Annotated in this window: 17 protein-coding genes; 10 read left to right on the forward strand and 7 right to left on the reverse strand. The window is 69.4% G+C overall.

Translation table 11 applies throughout. The annotated features are described in order from the left end of the window. The first annotated feature begins 65 nt into the window (after positions 1-65). The 4 genes from ABZ803_RS25450 to ABZ803_RS25465 all read left to right on the forward strand — a co-directional run bounded on the left by ABZ803_RS25450 (position 66) and on the right by ABZ803_RS25465 (position 3,317). Positions 66-992, forward strand: coding sequence for a MerR family transcriptional regulator (locus ABZ803_RS25450; protein WP_357042907.1), 927 nt, complete (start codon positions 66-68; stop codon positions 990-992). A 241-nt stretch (positions 993-1,233) separates the two neighbouring features. Then, positions 1,234-1,656: a hypothetical protein gene (locus ABZ803_RS25455; RefSeq protein ID WP_357042909.1), complete on the forward strand. Its 423-nt coding sequence runs from the start codon at positions 1,234-1,236 to the stop codon at positions 1,654-1,656. A gap of 168 nt (positions 1,657-1,824) precedes the next feature. Beyond that, a complete protein-coding gene (locus ABZ803_RS25460) occupies positions 1,825-2,781 on the forward strand; it encodes a serine/threonine-protein kinase (RefSeq protein WP_357042911.1) in 957 nt (318 codons plus the stop codon). Positions 2,782-2,894: 113 nt separating this feature from the next. Beyond that, on the forward strand, positions 2,895-3,317 hold the full coding sequence (locus tag ABZ803_RS25465; RefSeq protein WP_357042913.1) for a hypothetical protein: 423 nt from the start codon (positions 2,895-2,897) through the stop codon (positions 3,315-3,317). 103 nt (positions 3,318-3,420) lie between these two features. On the opposite strand, the gene ABZ803_RS25470 is transcribed toward ABZ803_RS25465, so the two are convergent. Next, on the reverse strand, positions 3,421-4,344 hold the full coding sequence (locus tag ABZ803_RS25470; protein WP_357042915.1) for an SDR family NAD(P)-dependent oxidoreductase: 924 nt from the start codon (positions 4,342-4,344) through the stop codon (positions 3,421-3,423). A 141-nt stretch (positions 4,345-4,485) separates the two neighbouring features. Here ABZ803_RS25470 and ABZ803_RS25475 point away from each other — a divergent pair, with 141 nt between their 5' ends. Beyond that, a complete protein-coding gene (locus ABZ803_RS25475; RefSeq protein WP_357042916.1) occupies positions 4,486-5,349 on the forward strand; it encodes a helix-turn-helix transcriptional regulator in 864 nt (287 codons plus the stop codon). A 194-nt stretch (positions 5,350-5,543) separates the two neighbouring features. Here the strand turns inward: ABZ803_RS25475 and ABZ803_RS25480 are convergent, their stop codons facing one another. After that, positions 5,544-6,155, reverse strand: a complete 612-nt coding sequence (locus ABZ803_RS25480) for a TetR/AcrR family transcriptional regulator (protein ID WP_357042918.1) — start codon at positions 6,153-6,155, stop codon at positions 5,544-5,546. A gap of 77 nt (positions 6,156-6,232) precedes the next feature. Between ABZ803_RS25480 and ABZ803_RS25485 the strand changes: the two genes are divergently transcribed. The 4 genes from ABZ803_RS25485 (at position 6,233) to ABZ803_RS25500 (ending at position 9,815) form a co-directional block, all read left to right on the forward strand. After that, positions 6,233-7,240, forward strand: coding sequence for a DJ-1/PfpI family protein (locus ABZ803_RS25485; RefSeq protein WP_357042920.1), 1,008 nt, complete (start codon positions 6,233-6,235; stop codon positions 7,238-7,240). 102 nt (positions 7,241-7,342) lie between these two features. Further along, a complete protein-coding gene (locus ABZ803_RS25490) occupies positions 7,343-8,065 on the forward strand; it encodes an alpha/beta hydrolase (protein WP_357042922.1) in 723 nt (240 codons plus the stop codon). Between the two features lie 42 nt (positions 8,066-8,107). Next, positions 8,108-9,073, forward strand: coding sequence for an alpha/beta hydrolase (locus ABZ803_RS25495; RefSeq protein ID WP_357042924.1), 966 nt, complete (start codon positions 8,108-8,110; stop codon positions 9,071-9,073). A gap of 19 nt (positions 9,074-9,092) precedes the next feature. Further along, positions 9,093-9,815 carry an alpha/beta hydrolase gene (locus ABZ803_RS25500; RefSeq protein ID WP_357042926.1) on the forward strand — a complete coding sequence of 241 codons (723 nt, stop codon included), beginning with the start codon at positions 9,093-9,095 and terminating at the stop codon, positions 9,813-9,815. A gap of 125 nt (positions 9,816-9,940) precedes the next feature. Here ABZ803_RS25500 and ilvD read toward each other — a convergent pair whose 3' ends face one another. After that, on the reverse strand, positions 9,941-11,647 hold the full coding sequence (gene ilvD / locus ABZ803_RS25505) for a dihydroxy-acid dehydratase (RefSeq protein ID WP_357042928.1): 1,707 nt from the start codon (positions 11,645-11,647) through the stop codon (positions 9,941-9,943). A gap of 130 nt (positions 11,648-11,777) precedes the next feature. Here ilvD and ABZ803_RS25510 point away from each other — a divergent pair, with 130 nt between their 5' ends. Further along, entirely contained in the window at positions 11,778-12,158 is a 381-nt protein-coding gene (locus ABZ803_RS25510; protein ID WP_357042930.1) for a helix-turn-helix transcriptional regulator, read from the forward strand. Here ABZ803_RS25510 and ABZ803_RS25515 read toward each other — a convergent pair. The 4 genes from ABZ803_RS25515 to ABZ803_RS25530 all read right to left on the reverse strand — a co-directional run bounded on the left by ABZ803_RS25515 (position 12,155) and on the right by ABZ803_RS25530 (position 16,149). After that, a complete protein-coding gene (locus ABZ803_RS25515; protein ID WP_040865263.1) occupies positions 12,155-12,748 on the reverse strand; it encodes an ATP-dependent Clp protease proteolytic subunit in 594 nt (197 codons plus the stop codon). The genes ABZ803_RS25510 and ABZ803_RS25515 overlap by 4 nt on opposite strands. Next, positions 12,745-13,350: an ATP-dependent Clp protease proteolytic subunit gene (locus tag ABZ803_RS25520; RefSeq protein WP_040865262.1), complete on the reverse strand. Its 606-nt coding sequence runs from the start codon at positions 13,348-13,350 to the stop codon at positions 12,745-12,747. Before ABZ803_RS25520 ends, ABZ803_RS25515 begins: the two co-directional genes overlap by 4 nt. Before the next feature lie 203 nt (positions 13,351-13,553). Continuing rightward, positions 13,554-15,137 (reverse strand): hypothetical protein, encoded by a 1,584-nt coding sequence (locus tag ABZ803_RS25525; RefSeq protein ID WP_357042932.1) that lies wholly within the window; start codon positions 15,135-15,137, stop codon positions 13,554-13,556. Between the two features lie 421 nt (positions 15,138-15,558). Then, positions 15,559-16,149: a TetR/AcrR family transcriptional regulator gene (locus ABZ803_RS25530; RefSeq protein WP_357042934.1), complete on the reverse strand. Its 591-nt coding sequence runs from the start codon at positions 16,147-16,149 to the stop codon at positions 15,559-15,561. Positions 16,150-16,229: the final 80 nt, after the last annotated feature.

Consider the following 16,229-nt stretch of genomic DNA (forward strand, 5'->3'; position numbering starts at 1 on the left):
GCTCCTTCTCAGCGGGGGTGTTCCAGTACGGTAGGAACTCCACCCGGGTGGAGGTTCCAGCGATCGTGACCGACGACACACGACATACCGGCTCGGTGAGCATCGGGGAGTTGTCGCGGCTGACCGCCGTGCCGGTCCGGACGATCCGCTTCTATTGCGATCACGGGATCTTGGATTCACACCGCACCACCGGCGGGCACCGGATCTTCGATTCCGGCACCGCGGTCGATCGTCTGCTGCTGGTGCGCAGGCTGCGCGCGCTCGGCGTCTCTCTGAGCGCGATAGCGGACGTCCTCGCGGGCACCGTCTCCCTCGCCGACGCGGTCTCCGCCGAACGTCGTGCGCTGGACATCGAACTGGCCGCCTCGACGTGGCGGCGTGCCTCGTTGCGGGCCGTCGAAGACGCCGCGTCGACCCAACGGGCCGCTCGTTTGGAAGCGCTGGCCGCGATCCAGGACCGCCACCGCACACACGACGCGATCGTGACGTTCTGGCGACGCGTACTCGCTCCCATCCCACCGGGCCTGCTCGACGAATTCGTCGCGATGAATGTGCCCGGCCTACCGGACGACCCCCCGGCCCACGACATCGCCGCCTATGCCGAACTGGTCTCTCTCACCGCCGATCCCGCGCTCCACGTCGCTATGTCACGCCAGTTCTGGCGATCGGACCGGACCGTCATCCGCCACCGGCGTGAGCTCCTTGCCGGGGTCGCTCAGGCATGCCAGGCCGCCGGTCACCGACTGCTCGCCCACCAGCCACCTCGGCCCGGCCCCGAGCTCGACCAGTTCGTCGACGCCCACGCCGCCGCCCGCGGCACCCGCGACACACCACAGTTCCGCCACGAACTGCTCAGTGGCGCAACCGACACCGATCACCGCATCCACCGTTACTGGCACCTCACCGACCGGATCACCCACACCCCCACCGTCGGCGCCGCGCATCATTGGCTCTACCTCGCACTCACCCGATCCGTCGACGCACCCGGCTGACCGCGCGGCGCCGGGAGCACCTCGACGTCCGTGTCTCGCCTCGACGCAGCCTGCCGACGCGTTCGTCCGGGTGGAACTTCGCTGACCTGGCGAGCCCAGCGCGGCAAGCAGCGATGGCGACCGGACCACGCCCGGGAGCCTGCCGGACGATGTCGTTGTCCTCCGTCTGCGCAGGTCCGGCCGCCCAGTTGCCGATTAATCGCAGCCGCATGAGATCTCGCACACGTCCTGAGGAAAGATGATGGCCATGACCGCATCTCGACTGTTTCGTTCATTGGTGGGTGCCGTGCCCGCGGTGCTCGCCGTCGTCGGCTTCACCGCGGCCGGAGGGGCCGCGACCGCCCAAGCCGCGCCCGGCATTCCTTCGGTCCCCGGTGTCGTGCAGCGCCTGCAGATCGCCCCTGGCCAGAACCACATCGATGCCAGTGGCAACGTCGCCCAGGGCAAGGCCGACAGCTACTCCATCGCCACGGCGCCGGGGCAGCGCCTGAGCTTCGACGTCACCGGCAATGCCCGCGTCTCGGTGGCCCCGCTGATCGGGCCGCAGGTCGCCAACGAGGTCCCGCATGCCGATCTCGTCGCCGACGGCAACGACTACCAGGTCGTCGTCTCCTCCGCCGATGGCGGGCCGGCCGGCTACACCCTGACGATCACTGCCGTCTGACGCCCATCTGTTGCCTGCCGGCCTGAGGTGTTCGCACCACAACCTTCAGGTCGGCGGGGAAGCAGGCCCACGGCTCCGGCAGAAAACCTGCCGCCGTGGTGCAGTGCCGTTGGGCACACGTGGGCAAACCCCGGCCTGCGAGCCCGTGCGGCGAACTATGGTGAGGCGGTGCTGCTAGAACCAGGTGACCAGTTCGCGGGATTCATCGTGCGGGGCCCGCTCGGTCACGGGGGCAGCAGCGCGGTGTACCTGGCCGAGGATCCGGAATGGTCGCGGCCGGTGTCGTTGAAGATCCTGGGACCCGAGGACAGCCGATCGCCCGAGGCGCGCGCTCGATTCGTGCACGAGTTCGACATCTTGTCGGCGCTGCGGCACCCCGACATCGTGCGCATGTATACGCACGGTGAAACCGACGGCAGGCTGTGGTCGGCGCACGAGTACGTGGCAGGTGCGACGGGTTCGACGTTGGTGCCGCATCGGCACCCCGATCTCCGGCAGGTGCTCCACGTACTGAGGCATGTCGCGGCCGGACTCGACTTCGCCCACGCCAACGGGGTGGTCCATCTCGATGTGAAGCCGGCGAACGTGCTGGTCGGCACGGACGAGCCCGCCACGGTCAAGATCTCGGACTTCGATTCGGCCCGGTGGCTGCACCGGCCCGAACCGCCTTTGTCCTCCAATGGTTTCGTCGTCGTCTCGGTGCCATACGCCGCGCCGGAGCTACTGCGAGCGGAGACCGTTTCCCCGGCGACGGACCAGTACGCACTGGCCTGTTCGGCCATCGAACTGCTCACCGGTCACACACCGTTCGCTCGCGCGAACCTCATGGCCACCGCCGAGGCCCAGTTGCACGAGCCGCCTCCCACGCTCTCCGCGCGCCACCGCTGGATCCCGCCCGAAGTCGACGCGATCTTGCACCGGTCGCTCGCCAAGGACCCCGGTGACCGCTACGACTCGTGCGGCGAACCCATCCGCCTGCTCACCGAGGCACTCCGCGACATCGATCCCCGGCCCCTCGCCCCCATACTGAACCGCTTGAAAGTGACGTTCACTCGATCGCAGCTGAGGAATCTCACGGTCGGACGGATCGGTGGCAAAGCGTTCGGCGATCGCCTCATCCGCTGAGGACGGTAGTGCCGTTCTCAACCATCCGCTCGCCCCGAACCCTCGCCCGCACGTGGTGCGGTGGTTTTGCCGGTTTCCTTGCGAGCAGGCGGTGCGGCGGTCACGCTGAAAGTATGCGGACCCGCGATATCGAGGTCGGGTGCACCTATATGGTGCTGGTCCCGCAGCGCCTGCCGCGCAGTCGATACCCCGATTGCGACCAGCCGGGCTCGCTCACTTGGGCGTGGTCGTGGCTGCGCGGCGGCCGGTTCCGGCTCACCGTCACCGGGATCGATCACACCAGCGATCCGATCACCGTCGAGGGCCTGCGGATCACCGCGAACTCGCGCATCGCCGTGCTGCTGACTCCCGAGCAAGCCGATGCCCTCGGATTGCCGGACGGGGTGTTCCGGGTCCGCGGGACCTTGTTCGACGGCGAGGACCGGCCCGTGCGCCTGCCCGAGGTCGAACCGCTGCGCGTCCCGGCCCGCTGGCTGCGACCGGTCGAGCAGCCCTGCTTCACGCACCGCGACATCGATTGCTTCCCCTACCTGTGAGCTGAGCCGCGATCGGCGGGTCACCCCGCACCGGGACCGGGTGCTTCGCTGTCGGGTCGGCGGTTCCACCGGCTAGGAGTTTCGAGTCGGAGGGGTTCTCGGCTCACGCGGCGTAGGGCGCGATGAAACGCTCCAGAGCTTCCCAGAGTTCGGCTTCGCGCCGCGGGTCGTACGACTCCTCCGACGAGCGGGCCACCCGGTCGCGGTCGACATAGGCGCCGGTCGGCGCGGCGGTGGCGCCGAGGACGACGTCCGCGAGACAGCGCCCGGCGGCGGCGGGGCTGGTCGCGAACCGCGTGCGGGTCAGCAGTGGCAGGATACGGCGCATCGCGAACCTGGACGCCGGCCCCGCGTTGCGGGCGAGGTCGGTGCCGGGGACGAACCCCGGGTTGAAGCCCACGGCATCGATCCCGGTCCGCAGGCGGCGCGCGTACTCGTGCACGAGGTAGATGGCGGCGAGTTTGCTCGTCGAGTACGCGGTGCGTCCGGCGGCGGTGCCGCCCGGCTCGGGAAACGCGCCGGGGCGGGCGAGGACATCGGGCGACCGCCAGACCGGGCCCGGCACCATCCCCAAGTTGTGCGCGAAGTCGCCGAAATGGGTGTCGCTCACCGTGATCACGATCCGGGCCGGGGTCTCGAAGCGGTCCTCCAACAGGCGGACGAACAGATGGTTGGCGAGCACGTTGACAGCGAAGGTGGACTCGAATCCGCCGGGCCCCTCCGTGAGCGCGTTCGTGTATTGGATCCCCGCGTTGCCCACGAAACCGTGCAGCGGCGGCAGCTCGCCCCGTTCGAGCCTGCCGCGGATCTCGACCGCGGCCGAACGCACACTGTCCGGCACGCCGAGGTCGACGGCGACGTGCGACACCCGGCTCCCGGTCCCGCCGAGTTCGGCGGCCAGTCGTGCGCCGGTGGCCCCGCGGGCGGCGACGACGAGATGCGCCTGCGGCGCCTCCCGGAGAATGCGCTCCGCGGCGACACGGCCGATCCCGCGACTCGCCCCGGTCATCACGATGGTCGACGGCATGGAACCTCCCGCATTGTTTTCCGACGGCCCGGTCGGGCGTCTCCATGGTCACCGCCGCGGCCCCTGGCAACCAGTGCCACGCCCGTCACCTGGACTGGCAGTACCCAGGCTGGTCCCGCCCGCGGGGGCCAGAATGAAGGCGTGACTTCCGCTCGCTCCGATTTCGGCGAACTCCTGCACACCTGGCGGGATCGCCTGTCGCCCGCCGACGCCGGCTTCGCCGTGACGCGCGGCCGCCGCGCTCCGGGACTGCGCCGGGAGGAGCTCGCTCAGCTGGCCGGGCTCTCGGTGGACTACATCCTGCGCTTGGAGCAAGGACGGGCGCGTAACCCTTCGGCGCAGGTGGTCGGCGCCCTGGCGCGAGCCTTGCAGCTCTCCCGGGCCGAGCGCGACGAGCTGTATCGCGGAGCCGGGCTCCTGCCGCCCCAGGACGGGACGATCGGCACGCACGTGCCCCCTGGCATCCAACGGCTCACCGCGCGTCTCGGCGACGTCCCGATCGGGGTCTTCGCCGCCGACTGGACGCTCGTGTGGTGGAACGGCATGTGGAGCGCCCTGCACGGTGACCCCTCGATGGTCCCGGCCGGTGAGCGCAACCTGGCGCGGGCCGTTTTCGGCGCGGGCGCGGCGCGCACCTCGGTCCGGCCCTTCCGGTCCGACCGCGCGGAAGGCGCGTTCGCGGCCTCGATCGTCGCCGATCTGAAGGACGCGGCGTCCCGCTACCCGGCCGACGCCCGGCTCGACCGCCTCGTCCACGATCTGCGGACCACGTCCGAGGCCTTCGCCCAGCTCTGGACGACGGCGACCGCGTCCCAGCACACGAGCGACCGGAAGACGATCCGGCACCCCGAGATCGGCGACATCTCCCTCGACTGCGACGTCCTCGTCGTTCCGGGCGCGGACCTCCGCATGGTCACGTACACGGCCGCGGCAGGGAGCGACGACGCGGGGAAGCTCGACCTGCTCCGCGTCACGAACGGCCGGGCGGCGGGCACGCTTCCCTGAACCGGGGCGGGCCGGACGACGCGCTGACGTCGTACGGCGCTCGCTGCGCGGCAGGTCGATACACGCCTGACGACGGCCGGAGGATCGATTGCGGCGGCGTCCCGCGCTTCGGCGGGTCGGAACAAGCCGACGCGCGCAGGGCGCTCACCGGCACTCGGGCGGAGACAGATGGCGGCCGATGTCCTCGCACCGGGTCAGTGCACGAGCTGATCGGCCCAGGCCGATGGCAGGGCCGCACTCGACACATCGGCGATCTCGTGCAGCCGCTGCGCGGGAAATCCCAAGCGGCTCAATTGGATCAGCCCCTGGGCGACCACCACGACATTGGCGCTGACAGCTGAGAGCGTGGCTTCGTCGTCGTCTCCGGCCGCGCGCATCGCGGGTCGCAGCCGGTCGGCGACGCCCTGTTCCATCTCCGTGGTGGTCCTGCTGCCGATGGTGGCGACTTCGGGGATCCGGCCGGCGAGCTGGGCGATGCTGTTGATCATCAGGCAACCGCGCCGATCCGGCTGCGCGGCGCAGTCTTCGATGATCGCCTGGTACAGCCCGCGCACCGCGGAGCGGGCCGAACCGCGCGCCGAACCGATGGCCTCACGGACCAGCCGCGTGCGGCGCTGGCAATAACGTTCGAACGCGGCCAGGAACAGACCCTGCTTGCTGCCGTAGGCGGCGTAGATGCTTCCGTTCCCGACGCCGGTGGCCAGCGAGACGTCCTCCACCGATGTGCTGTCGAAACCCTTCGACCAGAACAGCTCGGTCGCGGCGTCGAGCAGGTTCGATTCGTCGAACTGGCGCGGCCGTCCCATGGGCTCACCGTACCAATCGGCGTGCGAGGTCCGGCACATCACTTGTTCTGGAGCCGTACCTCCATAATAATGTTGACATGTCCTACAACTTCGCCGCTCCGCCCAGCAAACGTGTGGGCATCCTGGTGTTCGACGGCGTGAAGATGCTCGACTTCGTCGGGCCCGCGGAGGTCTTCGTCGAGGCGAACCAGACGGTGGCGGGGTACGAGGTAGTCCTGGTCTCGGCCGATGGCAAGGACGCGCAGACCTCGATCGGCGCGCGGGTCGAGGTGAGCTGCGCGGCCGAGGACTCGGGCCGCTTCGACACGGTGGTGATCCCGGGAAGCGAGCTGCCACCCGGCAAATTCGTGACTCCCGAGGTGCTGGCCGCCGCGCGGCATCTCTCCTGCAACACGCGGCGGCTGGCGTCCATCTGTAGCGGCGCGTTCCTGCTGGCCGATCTGGGCCTGTTCGACGGCAGGCGGGCGACCACCCACTGGAAGTTCGCGACCGAACTGGCGCGGCGCTACCCGTCGATCGAGGTGGATCCGGACGCGATCTTCGTGCGGGACGGCAATCTGTACAGCTCGGCGGGGGTCGCCGCGGGCGTCGATCTGGCGCTGGCGCTGGTCGAAGAGGACCACGGCGCCGACGTCACCCGGCACGTGGCCCAGTCGCTGGTGGTGCACATGCAGCGCGCGGGCGGTCAATCCCAGTTCTCCGCGTCGCTGAGCGGACCGGCGCCGCGCAGCCCGCTGGTTCGCGGAGTCGTGGACCTCATCTGCGCCGACCCGGCCTATCCGCACACCGTCCAGACGCTGGCCGCCCACGCGCGCGTCAGCGTCCGGCATCTGACCCGGCTGTTCCGCGCGGAACTCGAACGCTCGCCCGCGGAGTACGTCGCGTTCATCCGTTTCGGGACGGCCCGGGACATGCTGCACGCCGGATACAGCGTGACGGAGGCCGCCATGGCCGCGGGCTACGGCACCAGCGAGGCGTTGCGCCGCGCGTTCGTGACCCGTCTGGGCATCTCCCCGCGCAAGTACCAGCAGCGCTTCCGGTCGACCGCCCGCACGGATCTGGTGCTGGAGCAGGCCGTGTCCTGATCGGAGGCTTTTGTGGCCCGTGGGGAGGGGCGCGAAACGGGGCGTGCGGCCCAGACTGAGTCGGCCGCAGCGCCACTTGCGAGCGCTGGAGAAAGGAACACGATGTCTGCCCCGGCAAGTCCGACCATCGTCCTGGTGCACGGCGCCTTCGCCGACGCCGCGAGCTGGGCCCCCGTCACCGAACGGCTGCTCGACCGAGGCCATCGCGTCCTGGTTCCCCCGGTGTTCAATCGCAGCCTGTCGGCCGACGCGGCCTACATCAAGTCGTTCGTAGAGCAGATCGACGGGCCTGTGCTGCTGGCCGGGCATTCCTATGGCGGGGCGGTCATCACCGTGGCAGGCGTCGCCGACAACGTCGTGGGCTTGGTCTACGTGTCCGGTTATGCCCTGGAGGAAGGCGAGAGCCTCGGGCAGTTGCAGGGCGGATTCCCGGATTCCGACCTGGCGGCCCACCTCGTCTACGCGCCGTACCCGATCGAGGGCGCCGAGCCCGGCACGGACGTCTCGGTCGACATCGCCGCCTTCCCCGCGATCTTCGCCGGCGGCCTCGATCCGGCGAAGGCCGCGGTCCTCGCGGTCTCGCAACGGCCGTTGTCGGCGATCGCGTTCGGCGAGCCCGCCTCGGCGGCCGCGTGGAAGACGAAACCGGCGTGGGGCATCGTGTCCAGCGCCGACCACACGATCAATCCCGACGTCGAGCGATTCGGCTACAAGCGCGCCGGATTCCGCGCCGTGGTCGAGATCGACGGACCACACCTGGTGATGCAGACCCACCCCGACGAGGTCGTCGCCGTCATCACCGACGCGATCGCCCGCTCGGCCTGAGCCACAACAGTTCCCACCACCTTTTACGAGAGAGGCACGATCATGTCAGGAAACCCGCTGGGCATCTCGCTCGAACCGGCGGCGCAGGAGTTCGTCGACGCGACCTCGCAGCCGCCGTTCCTCTACCAGCTCGCGCCCGAGGAGGGCCGCAAAGCGGTGGACTCCGTGCAGGACGCGCCGATCTTCAAGCCCGAGATCGACGAGGAGTGGATCACCGTCGATGGCGGGCCGACCGGCTCTGTGCGCGTCCGGATCGTCAAGCCGCAGGGCGTCACCGAGACGCTGCCGGTGATCGTCTACACCCACGGCGCGGGATGGGTGTTCGGCGACGCGCACACCCATGACCGCCTGGTGCGCGATCTGGCCGTAGGCGCGGGCGCCGCCGTGGTGTTCCCCGAATACGATCGGTCGCCGGATGTGCGCTACCCGGTGGCCAACGAGCAGTCCTACCGGGTTGCCCAGTGGGTCACCGCCAACGGCGCGGAGAAGGGCCTCGACTCGTCCCGGATCGCGATCGCGGGTGACTCGGTCGGCGGCAACATGGCGATCGCGCTGACCCTGATGGCCAAGGAGCGCGGCGACGTCTCCTTCGTGCAGCAGGTGCTGTTCTACCCGGTGACCGACGCCAACTTCGACACCGGCTCCTACCAGCAGTTCGCCGAGGGGTACTTCCTCACGCGCGAGGGCATGAAGTGGTTCTGGGATCAGTACACCACCAGCGCGGACGAGCGCGCGCAGATCACCGCCTCGCCGCTGCGGGCGACCACCGAACAGCTGGCCGGGCTGCCGCCCGCGCTGGTGATCACCGCCGAAGCCGACGTGCTGCGCGACGAAGGCGAAGCCTTCGCGGGCAAGTTGCGCGCCGCGGGCGTGCCGGTCACGCAGGTGCGCTACGGCGGCATCGTCCACGACTTCGTGATGGTCAACTCGCTGCACGACACCCATGCCGCCAAGGCCGCGGTCGCGCAGGCCGTCGCGACGCTGCGGTCCGCCCTGCACCCCGCCTGACCTCGAAGGGACCACACTCGTGAGCACCGATACTTCCGCGCCGACCATCGTGCTGGTCCACGGTGCGTTCGCCGACTCCTCCAGCTGGAACGGGGTTGTCGAACGGCTGCGCGCACAAGGGCATACCGTGATCGCGGCCGCCAACCCGCTGCGCGGCCTCGACAGCGACGCCGCCTACGTGGCCTCGGTTCTGGACTCCGTGGAAGGGCCGTGCGTTCTGGTCGGCCATTCCTACGGCGGGAGCGTCATCACGGTCGCTGCCGCTGGGAAGTCGAATGTCGAAGCGCTCGTCTACATCGCCGCATTCATCCCCGACGAGGGCGAGAGCGCACTGCAGTTGACGGACAAGTTCCCCGGATCGACGCTCGGCCCGACCACCCGGCCCGCCTCCTACCCGCTTCCCGACGGGGGCACCGGTACCGAGCTCTACATCCGGCAAGAGGAATTCCACCGCCAGTTCGCCGCCGACGTGCCCGCCGCCACCGCCGAACTGATGGCCGCGACCCAGCGGCCGGTGGCCTTGGACGCCTTGCAACAGCCCGCGACCGCCACCGCCTGGCGGGGCATCCGGTCGTTCGCGCTGATCACCGGCGAGGACAAGAACATTCCGGTGGAAGCGCAGCGATTCATGGCGCAACGCGCGGGAGCCGAAGCCGTGGAGGTCTCGGCCTCCCACGCTGTCTCGGTGTCCGCGCCGGACGTGGTGGCCGAGCTGATCGCGCGAGCAGCGGCGAGCGAGTAGTACCACCTCGGGAGCCCCGCGCGGCAGCGATTTCATTCCGCGCGGGGCTGCTGAGGCCGTCGTAGGCCCGGGTATCAGTCGCGAAAGACGACGGCGATCGGCCGGACGGTCGTTCGGGCGGACCGTCAGTCGCAGACGGCCCCGATCGAGGCCGAGCCCACCAGCTTCGTGTATTTGGCCAGGACACCGCGGGTGTAGCGGGGCGGCAGGGGTTTCCAGCCTTCGCGACGGCGGGCGAGTTCTTCGGCGTCGACCAGCAGGTCGAGGGTGCCCGCGGCGACGTCGAGGCGGATCTGGTCGCCGTGGCGCACGAAGGCGATCGGGCCGCCGTCCACGGCTTCCGGTGCGACGTGCCCGACACACAGGCCGGTGGTGCCGCCGGAGAAGCGTCCATCGGTGAGCAGCAGGACGTCCTTGCCCAGTCCCGCGCCTTTGATCGCCGCGGTGATGGCCAGCATCTCACGCATCCCGGGACCGCCTTTCGGGCCCTCGTACCGGATGACGACCACGTCACCCGCCGCGATCGTGCCGTCCTCGAGCGCGTCCATCGCCGCTCGTTCCCGGTCGAAAACCCGGGCCGTGCCGGTGAATACGTCGGAGTCGAAGCCCGCCGACTTGACGACGGCGCCATCCGGCGCGAGCGAACCGGACAGGATGGTGATGCCACCGGTCGGATGGATCGGCGACGCCATCGCCCGGATCACCTTGCCGTCGGGATCCGGCGGAGTGATGTCGGCCAGGTTCTCCGCCACCGTCTTTCCGGTCACGGTCAGGCAGTCGCCGTGCAGCAAACCGGCATCGAGCAAAGCCTTCATCATGACCGGCACGCCGCCGATCCGGTCCACATCGGTCATCACGTGCTTACCGAAGGGTTTGACGTCGGCGAGGTGCGGCACGCGGCGGCCGACGCGCGCGAAATCGTCCAGCGACAGATCGACGTTCGCCTCGTGCGCGATGGCCAGCAGGTGCAGCACCGCGTTGGTGGAGCCGCCGAACGCCATGACGACCGCGATCGCGTTCTCGAAGGCGGGTTTGGTGAGGATGTCGGAGGGAGTGATGCCCTGCCGGATCAACTCGACCACGGCCTCGCCGCTGCGCCGGGCGTAACCGTCGCGACGACGATCGGTCGCGGGCGGCGCCGCGCTGCCGGGCAGCGACATGCCCAGCGCTTCGGCCGCGCTGGCCATGGTGTTGGCGGTGTACATGCCACCGCAGGCGCCCTCGCCGGGACAGATCGCCCGTTCGATGGCGGCCACGTCCTCGCGGCTCATCAGCCCGCGGGCGCAGGCGCCGACCGCTTCGAACGCGTCGATGATCGTCACCTCGCGCTCGCTGCCGTCGGAGAGCTTGGCGATGCCGGGCAGAATCGACCCCGCGTACAGGAACACGCTCGACAGGTTCAGCCGGGCCGCGGCCATCAGCATCCCGGGCAGCGATTTGTCGCAACCGGCCAGCAGCACCGAACCGTCGAGCCGCTCGGCCTGCATCACCGTCTCGACGCTGTCGGCGATCACCTCCCGCGAAACCAAGGAGAAATGCATTCCCTCATGACCCATGGAGATGCCGTCGGAGACCGAGATGGTGCCGAACTGCATGGGAAAGCCGCCACCGGAGAAGACGCCGTCCTTACAGCCTCGGGCGAGCCGGTCCAGGGACAGATTGCAGGGAGTGATCTCGTTCCACGAGGAGGCCACACCGATCTGCGGCTTCTCCCAGTCCTCGTCGCCCATGCCGACCGCGCGCAACATTCCTCGGGCGGCGGTCTTCTCCAGGCCGTCGGTGACGTCGCGGCTGCGCGGCTTGAGATCGGAGACCTTCGAATTCTCGGGCATGGTTTCCCATCATGCTCGCCTCCGCTCGGATTACGGCGGCGACCACGCCGAATCCGCCCATATCGCCGCAGCCGTCCGCCCAGAGCGTAATGCCGGGCAGACCCACGCTCCGGGACCGTACGCTCGGCTCATGAGCGAGCACCCGAGACTTCACTCGATTCCCGGTGGACGCGACGACCGGCCGCAGGTCCCGCCGACGCCGCCGGAACCCCTGTGGCGCGAGGTGCTCGGCGAACAGTTGCGCACCCTGCGGCAGGACCGCAGCGAGACACTGACCGAAACCGCCCGGCGGGCAGGCATTTCCCCGCAGTACCTGTCCGAGGTGGAGCGGGGCCGCAAGGAGCCGTCCAGCGAGATGATCGCCGCCCTGGCCGGATCTCTCGGCACCACGCTGGGTGAGCTCACCGGCCAGGTGGCGGACGAACTCCGCGCCCGGCGCCGGTTCGCCTTCTTGCAGCGGTCGGCGCCGCGTTCCGGCGCCGGGCCCACGCTCATGGCCCTGGCGGCCTAGTCCCGCCGCCCAAGGACCTGATCGACGAGGCCGTATTCGACCGCGGCCGAGGCGGTGAAGACCCGGTCGCGGTCGGTGTCGCGCCGGAGCCGCTCCACCGTCTGCCCGGTGTGGCGCGACAGGATCGACTCGATCTCCGCCCGCATGCGCACCAGCTCGTCGGCCTGCAGGATCAGATCGGGGATCGTTCCCTGCCCCCGCGCGGCGGGTTGATGCAGGACCGCCCTGGCGTGCGGGAGCATCGCGCGGCGGCCGGGCTCGCCGCCCGCCAGCAACACCGCACCGACCGCGATCGCCTGACCGACGCAGGTGGTCTGCACAGGTGACTGGATGTGCTGCATGGTGTCGTACACCGCGAGCATGGAGGGCAGATCCCCGCCCTCGCAGTTGATGTAGAGATTGATCTCCTGCTCGGGGCTCTCCGATTCCAGGTGCAGAAGCTGCGCGATGAGCGCGTTGGCCACGCCCGAGTCGATGGGCGTACCGAGGTAGACGATGCGCTCGGCGAGCAGGTGGGAGTAGATGTCGGTGATCCGCTCGCCGCCGCGTGGATGCTGCGCGATCACATTGGGAATGGTGTACGTACTCATGCCGAGATCCCGATTCGCTGGCGTTGCGGGACGATCTGCCCGAACGAGTCGACGATGTGGTCGATGAAGCCGTATTCCTTGGCTTGCGTGGCGGTGAACCAGCGGTCGTGCAGTGAATCCTCGTAGATCCGGTCGAACGGCTGGCCGGTGTCCTCGGCGATGATGCCGAGCACCGTGTCGACGGTGTAGCGCAGATCGTCGGCCTGGACCTCGACGTCGACGGCGGTGCCGCCGATGCCCGCCGATCCCTGGTGCATCAGCACCCGCGCGTGCGGCAGGGCGAAACGCCTGCCCTTGCTCCCCGACGACAGCAGGAACTGTCCCGCGCTGCAAGCCAATCCGAGCGCAAGCGTGGAGACCTCACACGGCACCAGCCGCATCACGTCGCGGATGGCGAGCATCGAGGGAACCGATCCGCCCGGCGAATGGATCCACAGCGAGATGCCTGCGTCCGGGTCCTCGGCGGCGAGTGTGAGCAACTGGGTCATCAGCAGCGTCCCGTTGTCGTCGTCGAGCGCGCCGTCTAGCACGACTATGCGGCGGCTGAGCAGTTGTTCGCGCGCCCGCCAGCTGAACATCGGGGTCTTGTCATCGTGAGCCATGGCTCCACGGTGCCGCACACGCGGCGTCGAACCGCTCCCTCGCTGCCCTCGGCAGATCCGCTCTCAGCAGTCGAGCCACGGTCCGCCGACGCCGTGCGCGGCCTTCTGACGGCAGCGGCGACCCGATCCCGAGCGGTGCCCAGAAGACGCCGATGCCCGCCCGCGCGTAGGGCGCGGGCGGGCATCGTCGAAGACGGGTCTCGCTAGGACTCGCGGCCCGCTGTCGAGGCGGAACGCTGCCTGCTCGCTGCGCGAGCGCGACGGCGTTCGGCCTGCAACTCGGCGAGTTCCTGCTCCAGGATGTCGGCGACGCGGAATGAACCGGTGTCGTAGATATCCGGGGTCCGGGCCGTCGGCGGCTGCGCGGCGTCGGGCTTGGGAGTGTCCTTGCCGTTCTTGGGCTCGGGCGCCGGACCGTCGCTCTTCACCTCGGCCTGCGGACGTCGGGTGACCGCCGGGAGTTCGGCCGTCGGGACCTCCGCCTCGGAGACCGTGGTGTTCGGCTTGGCCGCAGACGGCTGCCGGACGACCACCTTCGCCGCGGTGGACTCCTCGACGGGCACCCGCGCGGCCGGCCGGTCCTCGGACTCGGCCGCCGGAACCGGTGCGGGCGCGACAGGCTCGCTCACGACGAGCTTCTTGCCGTTGGCGGGCGCGTGGCCGTTGGCGGCGATCGTGACGTCGGTGGCCTCGACCTTCACCGGCTTCGTGGGACGCGTCTGGAAGACTTCCATCGCGTCGAGGTCTTCGATGGATTCGGGCAGCACCGGCTTGCGCGGCGTCTCGACCGGCGGCCGCTTCTTCTCGACCTGCACCCCGACCTCGGGCTGCTCTTCGAATTCCACCCGCGCGCCGTTGGTTTCGACGGCCTCCACCGCCTCCGGCTCGACGACCTCCACCGGAGGCGCCACCACGACGGGCTGCGGTTCGGGGATCACGTGCTCGTGCGGGATGCCCGGAGCTTCCGGAGCCACCGGCATCCGGTATCGGGGCAGCGTGAGCCGGATCTGCTCGGCCGGGTCGGGCAGGTCGCGGACCTGCTCGGTGGCCCTGGCGATGGCGAGGCCGTAGCGGGCGCTGGCCGCGTCGTGGATGAGCAGCGCGACACCGATCATCACCGGCGCGATGGCGTGCACGGCCGCGTCGTACCAGGCGCCCGCGCGCAGGTAGGGGTAGGTGTTGAGGCTGACGGTCAAGGCCAGCAGGGCCATTTCGGCGGTCGCGACCTGGCGGCGGTTGTCCACCACGCCCCATTCGGCGACCTTGTTGGTGCCGATCATGATGATGATCAAGCAGACGCTGATCATGCCTTCGAGCAGGTAGCTGAACCAGTACAGCGGATCGGTCGCGCCACCGGGAGCGATGTTGTGCTGGACGTTGACCGCCGACCACAGCATGCCCGCCGCGACGACACCGGCCAGCGCGCGCAGCGACCAGGACCGATGCCGGTAGAGCGAGGCCAGCTTCGCGTGCGGGCTGGATTCGCGTCGTTGCGCGGCAATCGCCTTGCGGGCGAGCAGGAGGTCTCGCATGTCGGCCTTCTCGATCGCTTCGGTGGTCTGCCTGGCGCGGTCGGAGGCCGCGGCGGCAGCCTGCGCCTCTTTCCAGCGCTGTCCGCGCTCCTGGGTGCGAATCCGTTCGGCGAGCTCACGTTCGGCATACAGTTCGTCCTCCGACAGCGCCTCGGTCAGCGCCGGATCGAACTGGTAGGCGAGCCGTCCACGGGCCTTCTCGACCCGCCTCGCCAGCTGTGTGACCTCGTCCTCGATGGGATGTTCGATGACCATCAGCGCTCCCCGCACGGGAGAATCGATGGCAGACAAGTGATCACGTATGGCAACGGCACGTCTCATTCATAGTCGATCCACCGCTACTGGCGAAACTGTTCATTTGCCATCTCACCCAACTATTCGGCGTGCCGCGGCCGACACACGCGGCACGAGGTGATTTCCGGCGGGTCGCAGGCACTTCTTCGCCACCGCGCACCAGACCATTGATCGCTCTATGCTGGAGTGGCGCGCTTTCCCTTCGCGGCGGCGCGTGCGCTCCCGCAGCGCGTTCGGATACGCCGGTGCTGCCGAGATTCGCCCCTCGGCGGCACCGGGCCGGCCACTCTCCGCACCGGCCCCCGGGCCATGAATATTTCGGTGCACGCCACCCGAATCGCGGATGAGTTTCGCAGGGCAATTCCCGGGGCGGGCGAACCACTCAGCTTTCGGCGTCCACCGAGTCGAGCACCCGGGTCAACGTGTCGTACAGCAGCCGGTCCAGCCGGTCCTGGTCCACGTCGTCGCGCGACAACCACTGCACCGTGAGGTCCTCGGCCATGGCCCACCACGATCGCACCACCAGGCGCTCGGCGGTCGAGCGCGCGGGCCTGCCGAGCGCGGCGAACACCCGCTCGGTCAGCTCGTCGTGCATCCGCTCCATGATCGACTCGAGCACCGGATCCTGCCCGGCGGCGCGAAGCAGTCCCACCAGCGGTCCACTGCGCCTGCGCATGTAGCCGACGAAATTGGCGATCATCGACGCGAGCGGGTCGGCGGCGTCCGGGTCGGGGCCGGTACCGCGCAGGAATCGTTGCGAGGCGGCGTGCACGAGCTGCGCGTAGTAGTCCTGCTTGGTCGGGAAATAGTGGAAGAGCAGCCCGCGTGAGATGCCCGCCTGCTGCGCGACCGCGTCGATGGTGATCTGGTGCCAGGGGCGATCGATCAGCATGCCCAGACCGATGCCGATCAGTTGTCTGCGCCGGTCGTCCGCCGAGCGGCGGCCGCTCGCCTGCACGGCAACCTCGGTCATCGGCCCTCCTCTATTGAGCAATGCTCAACAATATGCTACCAATGGACTCGACCGGAAGTTGAGCAATGCTCAGCGAGCCA

Origin of the sequence: Nocardia sp. NPDC047648, assembly GCF_040642815.1 — a bacterium.
Classification (GTDB): domain Bacteria; phylum Actinomycetota; class Actinomycetes; order Mycobacteriales; family Mycobacteriaceae; genus Nocardia; species Nocardia gamkensis.

Bases quoted from the DNA above. Each gene is read 5' to 3' on its own strand.
- ABZ803_RS25455 (WP_357042909.1), top strand. From the start codon at position 1,234: ATGGCCATGACCGCATCTCGACTGTTTCGTTCATTGGTGGGTGCCGTG.
- ABZ803_RS25465 (WP_357042913.1), top strand. From the start codon at position 2,895: ATGCGGACCCGCGATATCGAGGTCGGGTGCACCTATATGGTGCTGGTC.
- ABZ803_RS25470 (WP_357042915.1), bottom strand. From the start codon at position 4,344: ATGCCGTCGACCATCGTGATGACCGGGGCGAGTCGCGGGATCGGCCGT.
- ABZ803_RS25480 (WP_357042918.1), bottom strand. From the start codon at position 6,155: ATGGGACGGCCGCGCCAGTTCGACGAATCGAACCTGCTCGACGCCGCG.
- ABZ803_RS25485 (WP_357042920.1), top strand. From the start codon at position 6,233: ATGTCCTACAACTTCGCCGCTCCGCCCAGCAAACGTGTGGGCATCCTG.
- ABZ803_RS25490 (WP_357042922.1), top strand. From the start codon at position 7,343: ATGTCTGCCCCGGCAAGTCCGACCATCGTCCTGGTGCACGGCGCCTTC.
- ABZ803_RS25495 (WP_357042924.1), top strand. From the start codon at position 8,108: ATGTCAGGAAACCCGCTGGGCATCTCGCTCGAACCGGCGGCGCAGGAG.
- ilvD (WP_357042928.1), bottom strand. From the start codon at position 11,647: ATGCCCGAGAATTCGAAGGTCTCCGATCTCAAGCCGCGCAGCCGCGAC.
- ABZ803_RS25510 (WP_357042930.1), top strand. From the start codon at position 11,778: ATGAGCGAGCACCCGAGACTTCACTCGATTCCCGGTGGACGCGACGAC.
- ABZ803_RS25515 (WP_040865263.1), bottom strand. From the start codon at position 12,748: ATGAGTACGTACACCATTCCCAATGTGATCGCGCAGCATCCACGCGGC.
- ABZ803_RS25520 (WP_040865262.1), bottom strand. From the start codon at position 13,350: ATGGCTCACGATGACAAGACCCCGATGTTCAGCTGGCGGGCGCGCGAA.
- ABZ803_RS25525 (WP_357042932.1), bottom strand. From the start codon at position 15,137: ATGGTCATCGAACATCCCATCGAGGACGAGGTCACACAGCTGGCGAGG.
- ABZ803_RS25530 (WP_357042934.1), bottom strand. From the start codon at position 16,149: ATGACCGAGGTTGCCGTGCAGGCGAGCGGCCGCCGCTCGGCGGACGAC.